The sequence below is a fragment of the Chromobacterium haemolyticum DSM 19808 genome (assembly GCF_000711885.1).
GTDB classification, from domain to species: domain Bacteria; phylum Pseudomonadota; class Gammaproteobacteria; order Burkholderiales; family Chromobacteriaceae; genus Chromobacterium; species Chromobacterium haemolyticum.
Map to the genome: position 1 here is coordinate 1 of NZ_JONK01000008.1, position 17639 is coordinate 17639.

The following is a 17639-nucleotide window of genomic DNA, read 5'->3' on the forward strand; positions in this document are numbered from 1 at the left end:
TAGCGCTTGCCAATCGCGCAGTCTTCGCCAGCAGGTCATACCGCTGCCAAAACCGAGTTCCTGTGGGAGGTCCTCCCAAGGAATGCCGGTAGTGAGAACAAACAAGATGCCGTTGAGGGCGGCAAAATCATCCAACCGCGGCCGCCCACCCCGGCGGGAACGCGGTGGTGGAGGAAGTAGTGGTTGCAATGACTTCCAGAGCTTCTGACTGACGACTTTCCGTTTCATCTTCGCCAAATGCGGGCATACGCATCTGACATCAAGAGGTTTTGTTAGCGGGTCTTATTAGCAAGCGTTTCTCTGGGGGTGTCGGCATGCCCGTGGTGTTCAACTCTTTCTCATTGAGCTCGGCGGACTTGCCCCCAATAAGGCCTACATATTACGGCCTGCCAAAAAATAAAACCCGCCTCAAGGCAGGTCTTATTTTTAAAATACAAAAAGCCCCATATGGGGCTTTGTCATTTAGGCGCTGTAATGCTTAGAGCCTATTTACGATCTGCTGCGCGTCGGCGATACGGCCTTGAAACCGAGCTCAAAATGCTCATGTACCACAGTACATTCCGCTTTTTCGCTCGTTTTCGCCTTGTCTTGCTTAGCTCGCGAGATCGTCAGTACGTTCTTAGAGCGGCTGAATCGCGGACGCTGCCGGGCCTTTTTGGCCCATTGCGCGGGTGTAGCTTACTTTTTGACCTTCACGCAGGGACTTGAAGCCATCCGCGCGAATTTCGGAGAAGTGAGCGAACAGATCGTCGCCGCCATTGTCCGGGGTGATAAAGCCAAAGCCTTTTGCGTCATTGAAAAATTTAACGGTACCAGTTTCCATAATGCACTCCATGTGTCAGTTAAGGACAATAAAATTATCGTATGGCATGATAATCAAGGAATAGATATGGAAACAATGAAGACCCAGTTTGATGGGCAACGAGGTATCGATAGATATGACGCTTGAAGATCCTGCCCGGACTTTTTACAGGAAAGTGGCGTAGAGGTCAACAGTAATTTTTAAAACGCTAGCAAGGCTGCCGGAAAAAAACCAATTAAGGGCCGCTAACAATGCCTTGCCGGAGCTTGGACCAAGACGAGCCGACGCAGGCAGTTGTTCGACAAGGAGGCTGAGCAGGGTCAGGGGTTTTGTTAAATGCTCATGTACCCCTTGTGTCCTCCGTTTCTCTGCTGTTTTAGCTTTGTCTCGCCCGCGCTTTGGAGACTTTGGACAGGCTCTAAGCTTCCAGTCTGGACGTCGAGTTCGCGTCCGGCCCGCGTTCGTGTTCCAGCAGCCATTGCTTGCGCGCCAGGCCACCGCCATAGCCGGTCAGCGCGCCGTTCTTGCCCAGCACGCGGTGGCAGGGAACGATGATGGCGATGCGGTTGGCTCCATTGGCGGCGGCCACCGCGCGCACCGCGCTGGGGTGGCCTATCCGTTCCGCCAGGCTCTGGTAGCTGTGGGTGCTTCCGTAGTCCAGCATCCTCAGGCTTTGCCAAACTTCTTGCTGGAATTCACTGCCTGGCGTTTCCAGTTCCACGTCGAAGTGTCTGCGACGGCCAGCGAAGTATTCGCCAATTTCTCTCTCGGCCTGCTGGGTGTGCGCGTTCTCCCCGGCGATGATCCGCGCCTTGAGCAGGCGTTGCAGGTCTTTGAATTCGGTTTCCAGCATGCGTCGGTCGGTGAATTCCAGCAGGCACAGGCCGCGTTCCGTTGCGCAGGCCAGCATCGGGCCCAGCGGGGTGGTGAAGCGGTGCAACAGGATGACGCGCGCGCTGTTGCTGGGGGCGCTGCCGGTCAGTTTTTTATAGGTGTAGGCGAAGCCGCTGAGCGAGTCATAGCCATTGTCTAGGGCCACTTCGGTGGCGCTGCGGCCACCTTTCAGCTCCTGTAACGCGGTATTGACCCGCAGCATGCGCTGGAAGGCGTGGAAGGTGATGCCGTGGTGCTGGAGAAACCAGCGGCGCAGCGCTTCCGGGCTGATGCCGCGCTGTCTGAGCTGGCCATCGCTGATCCGGTCCTTGGGGCTGGCCCGCAGCCAGGTCATGACCTGGGCCACCGCCGGCGGCGCGGCGTGGGCGTTCTCGGTGGGGCGGCAGATCTTGCAGGGGCGGAAGCCCGCGTCCAGCGCGGATTTGAAGCTGGAGTGAAACTCTACGTTTTCCCGTTTCGGCTTGCGCGCGCGGCAACTGGCGATGCAGAACACGCCGGTGGTGCGGACGGCGACGAAGAAAATGCCGTTGTATGCCTCGGCGCGTTCCAGCAGCGCCCGGTAATAGCCGTCGGCCTGTTCGGTGTCAGTGATCAGCATGGGTGAAGACGGCCTGGAAGGATTGTTGGGCGCGAATATTGTGCAGCATGTTCAGCAAGCTGCGCTGCAATTGTTCGTGGACGGCATTGCCCATGGAGAGGCGTTCGACGCCCAGCCGCGCCAGCGCGGCAAAGTCCGGCAAGGCCGGCATGCACATCACATTCAAGGGCAGCGGCACCGCTTCGACGATGGCGCGAATGTCCGTTTCTTGCACAACGCAAGGCACGAACAGGCCGTCGGCGCCGTGGGCGGCGTATAGGCGGCCGCGGGCGATGGTCTGCGCTTGCGCGTCGGACAGGCCCAGCAGGAAGGGATCGGTGCGAACATTGAGGAATAGCGTGTGGCCGGCTTGGCGCAGCGCTGTCCGCACCGCCGTCAACATGGCGGCGAATGCCGCCGCGTCCTGCAGGCTGCGCCGGCCTTGGCGCACCAGGCTGTCTTCCAGATTGACGCCGACGACGCCGAGCGCGGCCAGTTCGCTCAGATTGGCGGCGATGCGCTCGGGGCTGTCGCCGTAGCCGGCTTCCATGTCCACGCTCAGGGGCAGGCGGCTGGCGGTGCGCAGGCGGGCGACAAGCTGGCGCAATTCGGCAAAGCCGAGTTGTTCGCCATCCTCGTGGCCCAGCATGGCGGCCATCGCCGCGCTGGAGGTGCCGATGGCGGCATAGCCGGCCTGTTCGGCGAGGCGGGCGCTGACTGCGTCCCAGACATTGGCGATCAACAGCGGTTCGGCTTGGTGGTGCAGGGCGGCGAAGTCCATGGGTGTGCTCCGGTTGAAATGCGCACAGCTTAGGGGGCGCCCAAGACCGTCACAACCGAAAATCGGACGAGTATTTTGCGGGCGGCTTGCCGCCCGCAAGTGGCTCAGTCCCGCCCGGCCGCGCCGTAGCGCGCGTCTAGTTCGTCGTAGAGCGGCTTGTTGACCAGGCGCTGACGTTCGGTGAACGGGGTCACCAGTTGCGGGTCTTCCTGCAGGATGCCGTCGCGGGCCAACGTGCCCAACGCCCGCTGCATGCCCAGCACGGCGCCTTGCAGCGCGGCGTTGGCGTATAGCACCAGGCCGTAGCCCAGTTCCTTCAGATCGGCGGCGCTCAGCGCCGGGGTTTTGCCGCCGATGACGATATTCATTAGCAGGGGTTGGTCGAACAGCGCCGGCAGGCGGCGGATGTCGTCCAGTTCCCGTACCGCTTCGATGAACAGCACATCGGCGCCGGCCTCGGCGTAGCGGCCGGCGCGTTCAATGGCGGCGTCTATGCCATCCACCGCGCAGGCGTCGGTTCGGGCGATGATCATCAGGTTTTCATCCTGGCGCGCGTCCGCCGCCGCCTGCAGTTTGCCGCACATCTCGGCGGCGCTGATCAGGTTTTGGCCGGCGAAATGGCCGCATTTCTTGGGGAGTACCTGATCTTCCAACTGGATGGCGTCGGCGCCGGCGCGTTCCAGCACACGCACGGTGCGGCGCACATTGAGCGCGTTGCCAAAGCCGGTGTCGGCATCGACGATGAGGGGAATCGACACCGCGTCGCGGATGGCGGAAACCTGGTCCGCCACTTCTTTCAGGCCGACGAAGCCCAGGTCGGGCAGGCCCAGCTGCATATTGGTCAGGCCGGCGCCGGTCAGGTAAAGCGCGCCGAAGCCGAGGTCTTCGACGATGCGAGCGCTCAGCGCGTTGTAGGCGCCGGGCACCAGCAGGCCGGAGCGGCTTGCTATCAGGCTGCGCAGGACGTGTTTGCTGTTTTGCGTCATGTTTGGGGTTCCAGAGTGGCTAGGGGATGGGTTGGATGGTACTGGCCGTGTCGATCAGCGGCGCGCCGTGGCGTTCCTGCGTGAACGGTGCGCGCTTGCGCGCGTTTTCGCCTTGTCTCGCATTTGCTTGAGGCTCTAGTCCCGAGGCGTCGGCGACGCCGGTGGCGAAGCTGCCCAGCTTTTGGCGCAGGGCCTGCGGGTGCTGGCTCATCATACGGAGATGGCGTAGCCGAAATCGATTTCGCTGGCGGGCAGGCCGCCGCGCATGCCCCAGTTGTCCGCGGCCTCCTCGCGCAGCAGAATCAGCACCGAGGCGGGCGAGATGTCCAGCAGCGCGGCCAGGTCGGCGGCCAGCTTGGCGTAGAGTTTTTTCTTGGTCTCCGGTTTGCGGCCGGCGAAGACGGTGATCTCGATGTGCAGGTAGTCCGGGTCTCCGCCCGGCGGCAGCAGATCTTCCTGCGCGAAGCGCTGGTAGCGCGCCTGCAGCTCTTCGTCGCTGACGCCGAACACGGCGCGCAGCGCGTCGTAGACGCAGTGAACGATGGCTTGGCGTTGGGTCGGCGTGCGAGCGGCGGCGTCTTCGATTCTGACTATTGGCATAGCGGGCTCATTTCGATGGCGGTGGCGGCGGCGAAGGAGGCGGATTGCATTTCGGCGAGCCGGCTCAGCGTGCGATGGGTATCCGCCGACAGCGTGGCGTCGCGCAGCATGGTTTCGATTGGGCGTTCGGAAATCAGCAATAAACACTGGCGGCGGTCGTAGAGCACGTCCACCAGCCAGATGAAGCGGCGCAGGCCGTCGGCCTTGTTCAACTGCGCTTGGGCGATGTCGGAGACGACGACGGTGTGCCAGCGTTCCGACATCTCCAGGTAATCCAGGTGCGAGCGCGGGCCCAGGCAGATGGTTTCGAAGTCGAACCAGATGCAGTCCGGGCTTTGCGCCCGCGCGGACAGCGGCCGCCCGGACAGCGAGACGGCGGCGGCGGGGCCGATGGTTCGGCCCTGCTCTTGCAGCAGCCGGCGCAGGGCTTGCTCGGCTTCCGCGCCGCAAGGGTGCAGATAGTGTTCGCCGGCGGCGGCTTCGCGATAGCGGTAGTCGCGGTCGCCGTCCAGGTGCAGCACCTGCATGTGGCGCTGGATCAGCGCGATGACGCGCAGCGCGTAGCGATGCAGTTGCGGGTCCGGCAGCAGTTGTTCCGGCGCGTAATTGGAGGTCAGGATCACCAGCACCCGTTCTTCCAACAGCACGGTCAGGAAGCGCTCCATCAGGATGGCGTCGGCGATGTCGTGCAGATGGAATTCGTCCAGGCAGAACAAGCGGCTTTGCGCGGCCACGCGCCGCGCCAGCGCGGGCAGGTAGTTGGCTTGCTCGCCGCCGGACTGGGCCAGGCCGCGGTGCAGGTCGCGCAGGAACTGGTGGTAATGGATGCGTTGCGCCGGCGCGGTGGACAAGGCGAACAGTCCGTCCATCAGCATGGTCTTGCCGCGGCCGGGCTCGCCCCACAGATAGGCGCCGGTTTGCGGCGACGGCCGGCGCAGCGGCCAGGCGGGGGCGGTCCGCGTTTGGAGGCGCAGCGCGTCCAGCGCATCGGCGGCGCGGCGCTGGCCGGGGTCCAGCGTGACGCCTTGATCGATGAAGCGCCGGGCCAGCTCGGAGGGGTCAGCCATGCGCGTGCTCCGCGGTTGCGGCAAATTGCAGCAGCTCCTCCAGCAGCGCGCGCTCCCCGGCCTCGTCGCGGCGCAGCAGATGATCCAGCGCCGCTTGCTGGTCTTCCGGCTTTTTGTCCTGCGAGAGTTTAAAGCGGCCTTCCTCGCGCAGCACATGAACGCGCAGGCCGAGGATGTGCGGCGCGTTGGCGATGACTCGGGGATCGGCGGCCTCGTACTGGAACGGCGCCTGGGGCGGCTGCAGCCGCTCGCAAGTGTCGCTCAGCGCGCGGCGGGCCGATTCCAGGTCGTCGAGGATTTCGATCTCGGCGTCCATGTGCACCGCAATGTAATTCCAGGTGGGCAGCAAGCGGCTGCGGTAGGCCTCCGGCGGGATATAGCTTTGCGGCCCCATGAAAACCAAGCGCGCGGGAAAGCGGCCGCGGCCCTGGAATTGAGGGTTGCGGCGGTCTACGTGGCCGAACAGGCTGCGGTCGGAGACGCGGAACAGCGGGATATGGCTGGCGTGCGGACGGCCCTGGTATTCACTGCTGATCAGCGCCAGCGGGTAGCGGGCGATCATCCGGTCGATCAGCTCGGGGCGGGTACAGCAGTATTCCTGATAATGGAAAGCGCATGAACTCACGGGGTAGCTTCCTTTGGCGAGCGAGGTTCGGCCGGCGTGAGCCGGTCGCGCCGGCGCCGGTCGTGGGCGATGACCGCTTCGGTCATCCACTTTAGCAGCGAGCGGCCGCGCAGCGGACGCGGATTGAACGGCAATAGGGCCGGGCCGGCGCCGATCAGTTGGCGCGCCAGGGTTTGGCCCAGCATGAAGGACAGCGCCAGGCCGCGGCCGTTGCAGCCGGTCCAGGCCAGGACGCCGTCGCCGACGCGTTGCAAGCTGGGCAGGCCGGACGGAGTAAGGCCGACTTGTCCGGCCCATAGCCGTGGAGCGGCGTCGAGCTCCATGCCGAAGACGGTGCGGACGCGCTGGCGCAAGGCGGCGGCGTATTGCTCCGTTTCGGCGTCTGGCCTCAGCGCGAACAGGCCGGTCAGCAATTGGCCTTCCGGCATTTTGCGGAAAAACCACATATCGCGGCGATTGTCGGAGAAGGGGATGTCGGCGGGCAGCACCCGCGCCTGTTGTTCCGCGCTCAGTTCGAATTGCCCGAGCGCCAGCGTCAGCGGCACGCTGTGTCGGGCGACCGCGGCTATGCCGTCGCGGCTGTATGCGTTGCCGGCCATGAGCACGCGGCCCGCGCGCAGGCTGCCGCGCGGGGTGCGGATCACGTGCATGCCGTCCCGGCTTTCCCGTTCCACCAGCTTGGCCGGACAGCGTTCCAGCAGGATCACGCCGCGTTGGCGGCAGCGTTCGGCCAGGGCGCGCGCCAGCGCCAGCGGGTCGATCTGGCCGCCGTCCTCGAACAGCAGGCCGCAGTGGTAGCCGGCGGCGGCGGTCAGGGCTTGCGCCTGTTCGGCGTCCAGCGCGCGGGCGCGCACGCCCAGCCGGCGCCAGGCCAGGGCGGAGGCCTGCGCGGAGCCGGGGGCGGAGAACAATTGCATCCAGCCTTTGCGGACCGGGCTGGCTTCCGGCAGCGCCAGCAGTTCGGCCGCGGCTTCGCTTAGGCCGGCCAGATAGCCCTCGGCCTGCGGGCCCAGCCAGGCGCGCAGCTCCGGCGGGCCGCAGCGCGCCGGCACCGGCACCACGAAACCGGAGTTGCGGCCGGTGGCGCCGCCGCCGACGGCGTCGGCCTCCAGCACCACCACCGAGCAGCCGGCCTCGGCGGCGGTCAGCGCCGCCGACAGTCCGGTGAGGCCGGCGCCTATCACCGCCAGTTCGCAACTGACCGGCAGCGCGTCGGCCTTGGCCGCCAGCAGCCGCGGAGCGCGCGCCTGCCAGCCGGTGGCGGCGCTCAGCAGAGCGTCAAGCGCGGATGCCGTCATGTCGCGATCCTTGTTCCAGCCGCGCCGCCAGGGATTGCACGATGGCTTGAGAACGCAGCGCCAGCAGGCTGAAGGAGCCGGCGTCGCCCATGCCGTGAGAGGATTCGCACAGGCCGTTCAGGTACAGCGGCGCGCCGCGGTCGGCCGCGCCTTGCAGCCGCACGCGGTAGTCCAGCGTGATGTCCACGGTGTCGCGCTCGGCGCACAACTGCGGCGACAGCGTCTCCAGCACGCGCGGCCAGGGCTCGCGCTTGGGGCCGCGGCCCAGGTCTAGGAAGCCGGTGGCCAGCACCACCAAGTCCACGGTTTCGCTGACCGCGTCGCCGCCCAGGAAGTGGCGCAGCCGCAGGGTGACGCCGTCGGCGCCGGGTTCGCAGGCCTCGGTTTCCATGCAGGTGAGCAGGGCCAGGCTGTCCTTGTCCTGTAACCGGTTGGCGTATTGTTTGACGTAGAGCTGGTTGAGCACGTCGATGTCGGCGGCCGAATAATTGGTGAATACCAGCTCCTGACGCAGCCTGTCCTTGTGTTCCGGGCTGGCGGCGAAGAAGGCGTCGACGAAGGCGGGGAAATAGACCTCGTCGGAGAAGGGGCTGGTGTCTTTCTGGCGGTAGCCGAAGTTGCGGGTAACGCCGACCACGCGCGTCAGCGCCGGCTCGGAACTGGCGTGCAGCAGGATTTCCACCGCGCTCTGGCTGCCGCCTATCACCGCCACCCTGCCGCCGCCTTTGGCTTTCAATTGTTCCAGCGCCGGCAGGTAGTGGTTGAGGTGGACCACGCGCGGGTCCGGCGCGCGCTGGAATGGTTCCGGGATGTTGGGGGTGCGGCCTGGCGCCAGCACCACGCTGAGCGCCAGGTACTCGCGGCCGTCGGCGCACAGCACGCGGTAATGGCTGAGCTCGCCGTCGCTGTCGTTGACCGGCAGGATGTCGATGACTTCGCGCTGGTATTCCACCTGGTGCTGGAAGCAGCCGGCGACCCAACCGACGTATTGCGCGTACTCCAGCCGCAGCGGGTAGTGCAGCGGCAGGTTCAGGTGCTGATAGAGCCGGTTGTGCTCGTGCAGGAAGTTGGTGAAGGTGTAGCGGCTGCGCGGGTTGCGCGGAGTGACCAGGTCGCGCAGCGGGTGGTTTTGGATGTCCGAGCCTTCCAGCAGCATGCCCGGCTGCCAGGCGGCGGAGGGCCGCCGTTCCAGGAAGCGCACGGACAGCTGCGGCGCCAGTTCTTCCAGCGCGATGGCCAGTGCGATGTTGGCGGGGCCGAAGCCGATGCCGATGATGTCGTGTACGGTGTGCGTCATGCTGTCGCTCCAGGTTCAAAAGGCCATGGCGGCCGGTGCGTGCGCGGCGGCCGGGGCGGCGGGCCACAGGCGGGTCAGCGCGGTTTCAAAACGACGGACGATTTCTTCCGCGTCGTCGGCGCTGATGATCAGCGGCGGCAGCAGCCGCATCACCGCGCCGTGACGGCCGCCGCTCTCCAGGATCAGGCCGTGTTCCAGACAGGCGCGCTTGAGCGCCTTGGCCAGCAAGCCGTTGGCCGGCGGGTGGCCCAGCGCGTCCGGCGCGCCGTTGGGGTCTATCAGCTCCACGCCCAGCATCAGGCCGCGGCCGCGCACGTCGCCAATGCAGGAAAAGCGCGTTTGCAGCGCTTGCAGCTTCTGGCGCAGGAGTTGGCCCACCTCCCGCACTTGCTCCAGCACGCCGGGCTGGCGCAGGTATTCCATCGTGGCCGCGCCGCTGACCAAGGCGATCTGGTTGCCGCGGAAGGTGCCGGCGTGGGCGCCGGGCGCCCAGCGGTCGTATTTTTGGTGGTAGGCCACCAGGGCTAGCGGGTAACCGCCGCCCACCGCCTTGGACAGGATGATGGCGTCCGGCACGATGTCGGCCCATTCATGGGCGAACATATCGCCGCTGCGGCCGAAGCCGGTTTGCACCTCGTCCATTACCAGCGGCACGTCGTGGCGCGCGGTGATTTCGCGCAGGCCGCGCAGCCAGCCGGCGCTGGCCGGGATACAGCCGCCTTCGCCCTGGATGGGTTCCACCAGCAGCATGGCCGGTTTGCCGACGCCGCTTTCCGGATCGGACAGCAGGTTTTCCAAATAGGCCAGGGACAGCCGCTCGGTCTCGGCGGCGTCTGCGCCGAAGGGGCTGCGGTAGGCGTAGGGAAACGGCAGGAACTGGATTTCCGCCGGGTAGCCGCTGACCGCCTGTTTCGGCCCCAGATTGCCCATCATGCCCAGCGCGCCCATGGTCATGCCGTGGTAAGCGCCCTGGAAGGCCAGCACCGGGCGGCGGCCGGTGGCGGTCTTGAACAGCTTGAGCGCGGCTTCCACCGCGTCGGAGCCGGACGGGCCGCAGAACTGCACCTTGGCGTGTTCGGCGAAGCCGGCGGGCAGCGCCTGATATAGCTGTTCGACAAAGGCGAGCTTGGCCGGGGTGGCGATGTCCAGCGCCTGTTGCAGCTGGCCGGATTGCAGAAAAGCAGCCACCCGCTGTTGGACGAAGGGATGGTTGTGGCCCAGCGGCAGCGCGCCGGCGCAGGCCAGGCAGTCCAGGTATTCGCGGCCTTCGCTGTCGTAGACTCGGGCCAGCTCGCCGCGGCTGATCACGCGGTCTATGCCGCGCGCGTAGGTGCGCGCGTTCGATTCGCGCTCGGCCAGCTGGAGGCGGCGGGGTTCAAATGCATCCATCGCTTGCTCCCTGTCAGTTCAGCAAGGCCGCGGCGCGCGGCTCGGCGTGGTTTGGCGCGTCGGCGCGCAGGCCCAGTTCCTTGATCCAGCGCCGGTATTCGATGCCCAGCCGGTCGCTGCGAACGTGCATTTCCTGCTGGATGTCCAGCGGCAGCCGCGCCGGTCGCTGCGATTCCACGATCAGCCGGTCCTGTTCGAACACCATGTCCTGGCGGTAGAGGATTTTTTCCTCGCTCAAGTCGGCGCCGAAGTTGATGGCCACGATCAGCCAGATCACGCACTCGGCTTCGTCCACCGGGGTGGCGTTGAGGAAAGTGCAGAAGCGCTCGGTGTCGCCGGTCTTCTTGACGAAGTAGGCGGTGGTGGGGTTGAACACCGAGTAGGTGTAGCGCGCGGTGACCGGGATGCCGCGGTGGTCGCCGTAGGGTTGGAACACCGATATTTCCGAGGTGTGCAGCCCGTGTTCGTCCTTGAACACCTGGTAGTCCGGCAGCGGCTCCGGCGCGTCCGGGTCGCCGTTGAGATTGGCGTGGACGAAGGGGAAATGCGAGGCGTCGAGAAAGTTTTCCACCGAGCGCAAAGCGTTGCCCATATAGCGGTAGGGGCCGGCGAACACTTTACGGAAACTGCCATCCTCCCATTCCGGGAACACCGGCAGCGGCCGCTGCGGCGCGTCCAGGCTGGCCCAGATCAGACCGTAGCGTTCGGCCGCGTGGTGACGGAAGATCAAGCGCGCCGACGAGGGCGTGGCCTGGTCCGGGTGGGCGGGCACCCGCGTGCACTGACCGCCGGCGTCGAAGCGCCAGCCGTGGTATGGGCATTCGATCTCCCCCTTCTTGACGCAACCCAGCGACAGTTTGGCGCCGCGATGGCCGCAATAGTCCTTCCAGGCGTGGATCTGGCCGGCACCGTCGCGCCACAGCACCAGTTCTTCGCCCAGCAGCCGCACCGCCTTGGGGCGTTCGGCGCCGACTTCTTCGGCGCGCGCCACCACGTGCCATTGGTTCTTCAAGGCTTGGTAATCCAGACCGGCGCGGTCCCATTTGCCTGCGTACAGCATGCTTGCCTCCTTTCCGGTCCGGTTCAAACGCGGTCGCGGCAAGCGCCGTCGAACTGCCAGCCCGGACGCGCCCAGCCGTCCGGCGTGTAGTCGGCCATGCAGTCGTCCACCAAGGCGCGGCATTGCTCCAGCACGCCGCTGCTCTCGCAGTGGCGCAGCATGTCCAGCCGCACTTGCTCGTTGTTGCCGGCGTAATTGTGCTCGTACAACTCGTGGCGTCCGCCGAACTCGCTGCCCAGCGCGTCCCACAGCAGCTTGATCAGCTTGAGACGATCCACCGCCTCCTGATCCGTGCCCTGGAAGTAGCAGCCGATCAGCTCCTTGAGCTCCGGGTTGGCCAGGTCCAGCCAGCTGGACACCTGCATGATGGGCGAGCCGCCGAGTATGGTGTTGAACACCGGTTTGAGCTGGGACATCATCTGGGTGCCGAAATAGCGCACCGTGGAGGCGGCTTCCAGCCGCGGCACCACCGAGCCGTCGCGGCGCGGTTCCGGGTTGTGGCACAGCGATTCGGTCAGCGACCACATCAGGTTGCGCAGCGCCACGATGTCCGCCAACCGGGTACGCACGCCGCGGAAGCCGTCACTGCCGTTGGACTCCAGCACCTTGGCCAGCAGGCCGCAGATGAAGTCCATCTTCACCGCCAGCCGGGTGCCGGATTGCAGCGGGTAGCGGTTGAGGAAGCCGGAGGCGGAATAGAAGCTGCGCGCGCGCTCGATGTCGCGGTAGATCAGCACGTTTTCCCAGGGCACGAACACGCCGTCGAAGATCAGCACCGAGTCGTTTTCGTCGAAGCGGCTGGACAGCGGATTGTCGAATGGGCTGAGCGCCGAGGCCTCGTAGGAGCGGCGGCAGATGATTTTGAGGTTGGGCGCGTTCATCGGCAGGATGAAGCACAGCGCGAAGTCCTCCTCGCCGCCTGGCTGGTATTGAGCGGCGCTGTTCTGGGCGACGAAGGTGGCGTTGGAGATGGCGGCGCTGGTGGCCACCATCTTGGCGCCGCGCACGATGATGCCGGCGTCGGTTTCCTTCTCCACGTGCAGGTAAAGATCGCGCATCTCCGAGGCGGCGCGGGCGCGGCCCGCCGGCGGGTTCACCAGCACATGGTTGAGGAACAGCACCTTGCGCGCGCTCTGGCGATACCAGTTCAGCGCGTTGTCGTGGAAGGGCGCGTACAGATGGGGGTCGGATTTCAGCGTGGCGGTGAAACCGGCCTTGTAGTCCGGGGTGCGGCCCATGAAGCCATAAGTCAGCCGCGACCAGTGGGCAATGGCGTCGCGAGCCTTGAGCAAGTCCTCACAGGAGCGGCTGGGCATGAAATAGCGGTGGGTGCGATAGCCCTCCGGGTCGATGTCGGTCATCAACTCCTGGCTGTCCGGGTGGTGCAGCGCCTCGTACAGCCGCGACATCGAGTAGGCGCTGTTGCGGAAAGCCGGGTGCCGGCTGACGTCCGCCACCTTCTGGCCGTAGATGTAAACTTCGCGGCCGTCGTTGAGGCTGGCCAGATACTCTTCCGGCGTCATCATTTCGTTCAATGCAGCATGATTCACTTGGCACTCCTCATCATTGTAAGAGCAGCAAACACACTCCCGGACTGCGGGCGACAGCGGGCCCTCCCGTCAGGGATGAGAGAATCGGCGCCATGAGCGCGGCCGCGCGTGGTCGCGACCGGGGGATGGCTACAGCGGTATTGCGTAGTGGGGGCCGCTCAGCATCTGTTTACGATCGCTGCGCATTGGCGATACGGCGTTGAAAACCCCTTCGAAATGCTTGTGTACCATCTGTACATTCCGCTTTCTCAGCGGTTTTCACCTGATCTCGCCTTGGCTTGCGAGAGCGTAAACACATTTTCAGTGGCTGAAGTAACGGCCTAGCAGGACGATGCCGGAAAACAGGACGACGGTATTGATCACCCGGATGAATTGTTCACGTGTCAGCCGCAGGGTGATGTGGCGGCCGGCGAACACCCCGCACAGCATGGCCGGCGCCAGAATCAGCGCCAGCAGCAGCAGGGAGGCATCCATATAGACGCCGGCCAGCGCGAACAGCACGACCCGGGTCAGGGTGCTCAGGCCGATCAGCGTGGTTTGGGTGATGCGCAAGTGTTCTTTTTGTTCGATGCGGCCGGATAGGTAAATGGCGTAGATGAAGCCGCCGCTGCCGAACAGCGCGCTGAACACGCCGCCCACCAAGCCGAAGGGGACCGCCGCGCGTGGCTGGAATTGCCGCTTGGGACTGAGGCCGCTGAGCGAATAAAGAGAATAAGCCACCACAAACACGCCCAAAGCCAGCAGCAGCGCGTCCGGCCGTGTTTTCAGCAAGATGGCGGCGCCGATCAGGCTGCCGGCCACCATGAGCGGAATCAGGCGTTTCAGTTCGCCCAGGTCCGCCTTGCGGCCGTCGCGCAGGATATTGCTGAAGGCGGCGAACATGTCCATCAGCGCCAGCAACGGCACGATCTTGGATACCGGGATGAAAATGGCCAGCACCGGGCTGGCGACCAGGGCGGTGCCAAAACCGGCCACGCCGAAAATCACGTAAGCAATGGTGACCGCCGCAAAGATGGCGCTCAGGTCTTGCCATGGCAAATCCAGCAACATAGGGGTTTCTCCTGGCCCGCCGGTCACGCGCACCCATGGGGGGTGAACCGACGGCTCCTGCTATTTCTCCGACGGCTATTTTGTATTGGATCAGCCGTTCTCAAGTGTTTGCATCCTACTGATTTGCCATGATGTATGTCAAATGGGAATGTTTGTTGTTGTAGTATTTGAATTGCATTTAATGATTAATATATTTGTAGAAAAAGTTTTACGCGCGACAACGGCGCTAGTCGGCGAGCCGGACTCGCCGCGACGGGGAGAGTCCGCTATCATCCGCGGCGGATGAAAGGCGAGGAAGCAAGATGAGCGATGAACTGCAAATCACCGATTTGGTGGAAGGCGCAGGCAAGGAGGTGGTCAAGGGCGCCTTGATCACCACGCAGTACACCGGTTGGCTGGAAGACGGCACCGAGTTCGATTCGTCCCACGCGAAAGGAAGGCCGTTCCAGTGCGTGATCGGCACGGGCCGCGTGATCAAAGGCTGGGACCAAGGGTTGATGGGCATGAAGGTGGGCGGCAAGCGCCGGCTGTACGTGCCGGCGCGCCTGGCTTACGGCGAGCGTCAGATCGGCGCTCACATCAAGCCCAATTCCAATCTCTTGTTCGAGATCGAGCTGCTGGAAGTGCTGACCCGCGATGATTGAGGCGGCATGGCGAACAACACACCGGCGCTGGGGCCAGGTGTTGTTCGCCATGGTTCTTAGTCCAGCAGTTTCCAGGCCATGCTTTCCCCGGCGCGCAGCGGCACCAGCGCGTCGCCGTCGTAAGGCAACGTGTCCGGCACCGTCCATGCTTGCTTGGCCAGGGTCACGCGCTCTTTGTTGGCCGGCAGACGGTAGAAGGCCGGGCCGTTGAGGCTGGCGAAGGCTTCCAGCTTGTCCAGCGCGCCCGCTGCTTCGAAGGCCTCGGCGTACAGCTCGATGGCGGCGTTGGCGGTGTACATGCCGGCGCAGCCGCAGCTGCTCTCCTTGGCGTGGCGCGCGTGCGGCGCGCTGTCGGTGCCGAGGAAGAACTTGGCGGAGCCGCTGGTGGCGGCCTTGAGCAGCGCCTGGCGGTGCAGCTCGCGCTTGAGTACCGGCAGGCAATAATGATGCGGGCGGATGCCGCCGACGAACAGCGCATTGCGGTTCATCAGCAGGTGGTGGGCGGTGATGGTGGCGGCGACGTTGTCCGGCGCGGCGGCCACGTATTCGGCGGCGTCGCGGGTGGTGATGTGCTCGAACACCACGCGCAGCGAGGGCAGTTTGGCCAGCAAGGGTTGGAACACCTGCTCGATGAAGGCCGCCTCGCGGTCGAACACGTCGATGGCCGGGTCGGTGACTTCGCCGTGAACCAGCAGCGGCAGGCCGGTTTCGGCCATGGTTTCCAGCGCCGGCATGGCTTTGTTGACGTCGGACACGCCGAAGTCCGAATTCGTGGTGGCGCCGGCCGGGTAGAGCTTGACTGCGTGGACGAAGCCGCTGGCCTTGGCCTTGCGGATTTCCGCCGGCGAGGTGTTGTCGGTCAGGTACAGCGTCATCAGCGGCTCGAAGCGGCTGCCGGCCGGGCGCGCGGCCAGGATGCGCTCGCGGTAGGCGGCCGCGGCGTCCACGGTGGTCACCGGCGGCTTGAGATTGGGCATGATGATGGCGCGGCCCATCTGGCGACAGGTGTCGGGTAATACGGCGGCCAGCGCCGCGCCGTCGCGCAGGTGAAGATGCCAGTCATCGGGGCGGATCAGGGTCAGGGTTTGCGTCATGGTCTTGCCTGCGGGTAGCGATGTAAAAGGCGGCGGCCAAAAAGAACCGGTTTACAAGCTGCTGCGTGTCGTGAAACGAGGCATGGTGAGCAGGTCTTCAGAATGCTCATGTACCGTGTGTACATTCCGCTTCTTCAGCCGCTTGCGCGCTGTCTCGCCTTTGCTTGCGAGCTTGTAAACAGGCTCTGAGCCATCGGGGTTATTTCCGTTTCAGCACCATGCGGAATTTGCCTTCCGCCGTGGTGTCCGAGGTTAACAGCGCGTTGCCGGTCTGACGGCAGAAGGCTTCGAAGTCCTTGGGCGCGCCGGGGTCCGTGGCGATCACCTCCAGCACCGCGCCGCTGTCCATTTCCGCCAGCGCCTTCTTGGCGCGCAGGATGGGCAGCGGGCAGTTGAGGCCGGAGAGGTCTATGGTTTTGTCGAAATTCATGGTCCGGCTTCCTCAGCCTTATCAGTTACAATGGAGAGAAGCCCGGCCGCTTGAAATCCGTTCGAGGCCGCATCGCCAACGCGCGGCGGACATTGAGCGGAATACAGGCCTGGTCGGAACTGTCCGCGGCTGCTCCCTAAACCCTAAGTTTACGCGAGTCGCCAAGCCATCCTCAAATCGGTCTTCATCATGTGCGTGATTGCTTTTGCCTACAAGACTCCCGGACTGGGCCAGCTGGTGTTGCTGGCCAACCGGGACGAATACTATGCGCGTCCGACCGAACCGCTGGATTGGTGGCCGCAATATCAGAATACGCTGGGCGGCCGCGACGCCGAGTCCGGCGGCAGCTGGCTGATGGTGGACGGCCGAGGGCGCATTGCCGCGGTGACCAATATCCGCGACGGCCATCCGGTCAAAGCGGAACGCTCGCGCGGGGAGCTGGTGGAGCGTTTCGTCGCCGGCGACGAGGATCCGTTCGCCTTCGCCGATTGGCTGCGCGCCGAGCAAGGCCGCTACGCGCCGTTTAACCTGCTGTTCGGCTATACCTCGGACCTGTTTCATTTCCACAGCCGCGGCGGCCAGATCGCCCGGGTGACGCCGGGCATCCACACCTTGTCCAACGCCACGCTGGACACGCCGTGGTTCAAGAGCGAGCGGCTGGCGGAATATTTGCGCGAGTTTCAGCGCGTGCCCACCGAGGATCAGGCTTTCGTCGCGCTGTCCGACGGCACCCCGGCGCCGCTGGGGCAGTTGCCCAATACCCGCATCGGCTCCGCGCTGGAGCGGGTGCTGTCGCCCATCTTCATAAAAGGCCGCGACTACGGCACCCGCGCGTCCATGCTGCTGACGGTGTCGGCGCGCGGCGACATGCAGTTTTCGGAATTAAGTTGGGGCCTGGCCGGCAGGGAAACCGGCCGCCGCCGTTTCACCTTGCGTCCGGGCCAGCCAAGCGCGGCTCCGGCGCGCTGAACGAGGAGTAGTGATTTGAAGACCTTTGCCGCCATCATCGTGCTGGCCCTGTGCGCCGCGCAGCCGGCGTTGGCCGACAACAAGATCAAGAAGAACATCGATTTCGCGCCGGAAGTGCCGTGGCAGGAGGCCGACTACCAGTTGCCGCCGTATCCGGCGCAGCCGGATTGGATCGCCGTGAGCACTGATAATCTGCAGACCAACCAGTATTTCGTCGACGCCAAGACGCTGAGCGCGGGCGAAGACGGCGTGGTGCGAATGATCGTGCGGGTGAAGAGCCCGGCCGGCGCGGAGAATTTGAGCTTCGAGGGCCTACTGTGCAATGAGGGCAGCTATCGCGCCTACGCCTTCGGCAACAGCATCGATAAAAACTGGATCCGCTCCAACAAGGCGGTGTGGCGCAAGATTGATCATGACGACAAGCTGCGCCGTTCGCTGCGCGATCTGGCCTGCCCGGACAAGCGCGCGCCGCGCGACGCCGAGGAGGCGATCAAGCGTTTGCGTCAGGGCTGAGGCCGCTGAAAAT

At 64.8% G+C, this 17639-nt stretch carries 20 protein-coding genes; 3 read left to right on the top strand and 17 right to left on the bottom strand.

Annotated elements, in window-relative coordinates; translation table 11 throughout:
* The 15 genes from BR71_RS23475 to BR71_RS07275 all read right to left on the bottom strand — a co-directional run.
* On the bottom strand, positions 1-228 hold a 228-nt coding region (locus BR71_RS23475; protein WP_156038893.1), incomplete at its 3' end, for a transposase.
* Positions 229-619: 391 nt separating this feature from the next.
* Positions 620-823, bottom strand: coding sequence for a cold-shock protein (locus BR71_RS07210; protein ID WP_043634925.1), 204 nt, complete (start codon positions 821-823; stop codon positions 620-622).
* A 397-nt stretch (positions 824-1220) separates the two neighbouring features.
* Positions 1221-2294 (bottom strand): bifunctional transcriptional activator/DNA repair enzyme AdaA, encoded by a 1074-nt coding sequence (locus BR71_RS07215; RefSeq protein ID WP_043634927.1) that lies wholly within the window; start codon positions 2292-2294, stop codon positions 1221-1223.
* A complete protein-coding gene (locus tag BR71_RS07220) occupies positions 2281-3054 on the bottom strand; it encodes an isocitrate lyase/PEP mutase family protein (RefSeq protein ID WP_043634929.1) in 774 nt (257 codons plus the stop codon). The genes BR71_RS07215 and BR71_RS07220 overlap by 14 nt, the downstream gene beginning before the upstream one ends.
* A 104-nt stretch (positions 3055-3158) precedes the next feature.
* The gene (locus BR71_RS07225; RefSeq protein WP_043634934.1) at positions 3159-4040 is read right to left on the bottom strand and encodes an isocitrate lyase/PEP mutase family protein; all 882 of its coding nucleotides are present in this window, start codon (positions 4038-4040) and stop codon (positions 3159-3161) included.
* A 19-nt stretch (positions 4041-4059) separates the two neighbouring features.
* Entirely contained in the window at positions 4060-4254 is a 195-nt protein-coding gene (locus BR71_RS07230; RefSeq protein WP_043634937.1) for a hypothetical protein, read from the bottom strand.
* On the bottom strand, positions 4251-4640 hold the full coding sequence (locus tag BR71_RS07235; RefSeq protein ID WP_043634939.1) for a tautomerase family protein: 390 nt from the start codon (positions 4638-4640) through the stop codon (positions 4251-4253). Before BR71_RS07235 ends, BR71_RS07230 begins: the two co-directional genes overlap by 4 nt.
* Positions 4631-5707: a cell division protein ZapE gene (gene zapE, locus BR71_RS07240; protein WP_043634942.1), complete on the bottom strand. Its 1077-nt coding sequence runs from the start codon at positions 5705-5707 to the stop codon at positions 4631-4633. Before zapE ends, BR71_RS07235 begins: the two co-directional genes overlap by 10 nt.
* Positions 5700-6332, bottom strand: a complete 633-nt coding sequence (locus BR71_RS07245) for an FMN-binding negative transcriptional regulator (protein WP_081862590.1) — start codon at positions 6330-6332, stop codon at positions 5700-5702. Before BR71_RS07245 ends, zapE begins: the two co-directional genes overlap by 8 nt.
* Entirely contained in the window at positions 6329-7630 is a 1302-nt protein-coding gene (locus tag BR71_RS07250; protein WP_043634947.1) for an NAD(P)/FAD-dependent oxidoreductase, read from the bottom strand. The genes BR71_RS07245 and BR71_RS07250 overlap by 4 nt, the downstream gene beginning before the upstream one ends.
* The gene (locus tag BR71_RS07255) at positions 7611-8927 is read right to left on the bottom strand and encodes a lysine N(6)-hydroxylase/L-ornithine N(5)-oxygenase family protein (protein WP_043634949.1); all 1317 of its coding nucleotides are present in this window, start codon (positions 8925-8927) and stop codon (positions 7611-7613) included. Before BR71_RS07255 ends, BR71_RS07250 begins: the two co-directional genes overlap by 20 nt.
* Before the next feature lie 15 nt (positions 8928-8942).
* On the bottom strand, positions 8943-10316 hold the full coding sequence (locus BR71_RS07260; RefSeq protein ID WP_052370409.1) for a diaminobutyrate--2-oxoglutarate transaminase family protein: 1374 nt from the start codon (positions 10314-10316) through the stop codon (positions 8943-8945).
* A 13-nt stretch (positions 10317-10329) separates the two neighbouring features.
* A complete protein-coding gene (locus tag BR71_RS07265) occupies positions 10330-11376 on the bottom strand; it encodes an aromatic ring-hydroxylating dioxygenase subunit alpha (RefSeq protein WP_052370410.1) in 1047 nt (348 codons plus the stop codon).
* A 23-nt stretch (positions 11377-11399) separates the two neighbouring features.
* Positions 11400-12926, bottom strand: coding sequence for a 4-hydroxyphenylacetate 3-hydroxylase family protein (locus BR71_RS07270; protein ID WP_205208305.1), 1527 nt, complete (start codon positions 12924-12926; stop codon positions 11400-11402).
* A gap of 300 nt (positions 12927-13226) precedes the next feature.
* Positions 13227-13976 carry a sulfite exporter TauE/SafE family protein gene (locus tag BR71_RS07275; RefSeq protein WP_043589632.1) on the bottom strand — a complete coding sequence of 250 codons (750 nt, stop codon included), beginning with the start codon at positions 13974-13976 and terminating at the stop codon, positions 13227-13229.
* Positions 13977-14278: 302 nt separating this feature from the next.
* Here BR71_RS07275 and BR71_RS07280 point away from each other — a divergent pair, with 302 nt between their 5' ends.
* The gene (locus tag BR71_RS07280; RefSeq protein ID WP_043634959.1) at positions 14279-14620 is read left to right on the top strand and encodes an FKBP-type peptidyl-prolyl cis-trans isomerase; all 342 of its coding nucleotides are present in this window, start codon (positions 14279-14281) and stop codon (positions 14618-14620) included.
* A 56-nt stretch (positions 14621-14676) separates the two neighbouring features.
* On the opposite strand, the gene pyrC is transcribed toward BR71_RS07280, so the two are convergent.
* Positions 14677-15714, bottom strand: coding sequence for a dihydroorotase (gene pyrC / locus BR71_RS07285; protein WP_043634962.1), 1038 nt, complete (start codon positions 15712-15714; stop codon positions 14677-14679).
* 199 nt (positions 15715-15913) lie between these two features.
* On the bottom strand, positions 15914-16144 hold the full coding sequence (locus BR71_RS07290; protein ID WP_043589636.1) for a sulfurtransferase TusA family protein: 231 nt from the start codon (positions 16142-16144) through the stop codon (positions 15914-15916).
* A 189-nt stretch (positions 16145-16333) separates the two neighbouring features.
* Here BR71_RS07290 and BR71_RS07295 point away from each other — a divergent pair, with 189 nt between their 5' ends.
* Entirely contained in the window at positions 16334-17113 is a 780-nt protein-coding gene (locus BR71_RS07295) for an NRDE family protein (protein WP_043634964.1), read from the top strand.
* Positions 17114-17128: 15 nt separating this feature from the next.
* Positions 17129-17626, top strand: a complete 498-nt coding sequence (locus BR71_RS07300; protein WP_052370411.1) for a CNP1-like family protein — start codon at positions 17129-17131, stop codon at positions 17624-17626.
* Positions 17627-17639: the final 13 nt, after the last annotated feature.

What these genes read in the sequence shown, in the direction of transcription:
- BR71_RS07210 (WP_043634925.1), bottom strand. Translation starts at nt 823, where the DNA reads ATGGAAACTGGTACCGTTAAATTTTTCAATGACGCAAAAGGCTTTGGC.
- BR71_RS07215 (WP_043634927.1), bottom strand. Translation starts at nt 2,294, where the DNA reads ATGCTGATCACTGACACCGAACAGGCCGACGGCTATTACCGGGCGCTG.
- BR71_RS07220 (WP_043634929.1), bottom strand. Translation starts at nt 3,054, where the DNA reads ATGGACTTCGCCGCCCTGCACCACCAAGCCGAACCGCTGTTGATCGCC.
- BR71_RS07225 (WP_043634934.1), bottom strand. Translation starts at nt 4,040, where the DNA reads ATGACGCAAAACAGCAAACACGTCCTGCGCAGCCTGATAGCAAGCCGC.
- BR71_RS07230 (WP_043634937.1), bottom strand. Translation starts at nt 4,254, where the DNA reads ATGATGAGCCAGCACCCGCAGGCCCTGCGCCAAAAGCTGGGCAGCTTC.
- BR71_RS07235 (WP_043634939.1), bottom strand. Translation starts at nt 4,640, where the DNA reads ATGCCAATAGTCAGAATCGAAGACGCCGCCGCTCGCACGCCGACCCAA.
- zapE (WP_043634942.1), bottom strand. Translation starts at nt 5,707, where the DNA reads ATGGCTGACCCCTCCGAGCTGGCCCGGCGCTTCATCGATCAAGGCGTC.
- BR71_RS07250 (WP_043634947.1), bottom strand. Translation starts at nt 7,630, where the DNA reads ATGACGGCATCCGCGCTTGACGCTCTGCTGAGCGCCGCCACCGGCTGG.
- BR71_RS07255 (WP_043634949.1), bottom strand. Translation starts at nt 8,927, where the DNA reads ATGACGCACACCGTACACGACATCATCGGCATCGGCTTCGGCCCCGCC.
- BR71_RS07260 (WP_052370409.1), bottom strand. Translation starts at nt 10,316, where the DNA reads ATGGATGCATTTGAACCCCGCCGCCTCCAGCTGGCCGAGCGCGAATCG.
- BR71_RS07265 (WP_052370410.1), bottom strand. Translation starts at nt 11,376, where the DNA reads ATGCTGTACGCAGGCAAATGGGACCGCGCCGGTCTGGATTACCAAGCC.
- BR71_RS07275 (WP_043589632.1), bottom strand. Translation starts at nt 13,976, where the DNA reads ATGTTGCTGGATTTGCCATGGCAAGACCTGAGCGCCATCTTTGCGGCG.
- BR71_RS07280 (WP_043634959.1), top strand. Translation starts at nt 14,279, where the DNA reads ATGAGCGATGAACTGCAAATCACCGATTTGGTGGAAGGCGCAGGCAAG.
- pyrC (WP_043634962.1), bottom strand. Translation starts at nt 15,714, where the DNA reads ATGACGCAAACCCTGACCCTGATCCGCCCCGATGACTGGCATCTTCAC.
- BR71_RS07290 (WP_043589636.1), bottom strand. Translation starts at nt 16,144, where the DNA reads ATGAATTTCGACAAAACCATAGACCTCTCCGGCCTCAACTGCCCGCTG.
- BR71_RS07295 (WP_043634964.1), top strand. Translation starts at nt 16,334, where the DNA reads ATGTGCGTGATTGCTTTTGCCTACAAGACTCCCGGACTGGGCCAGCTG.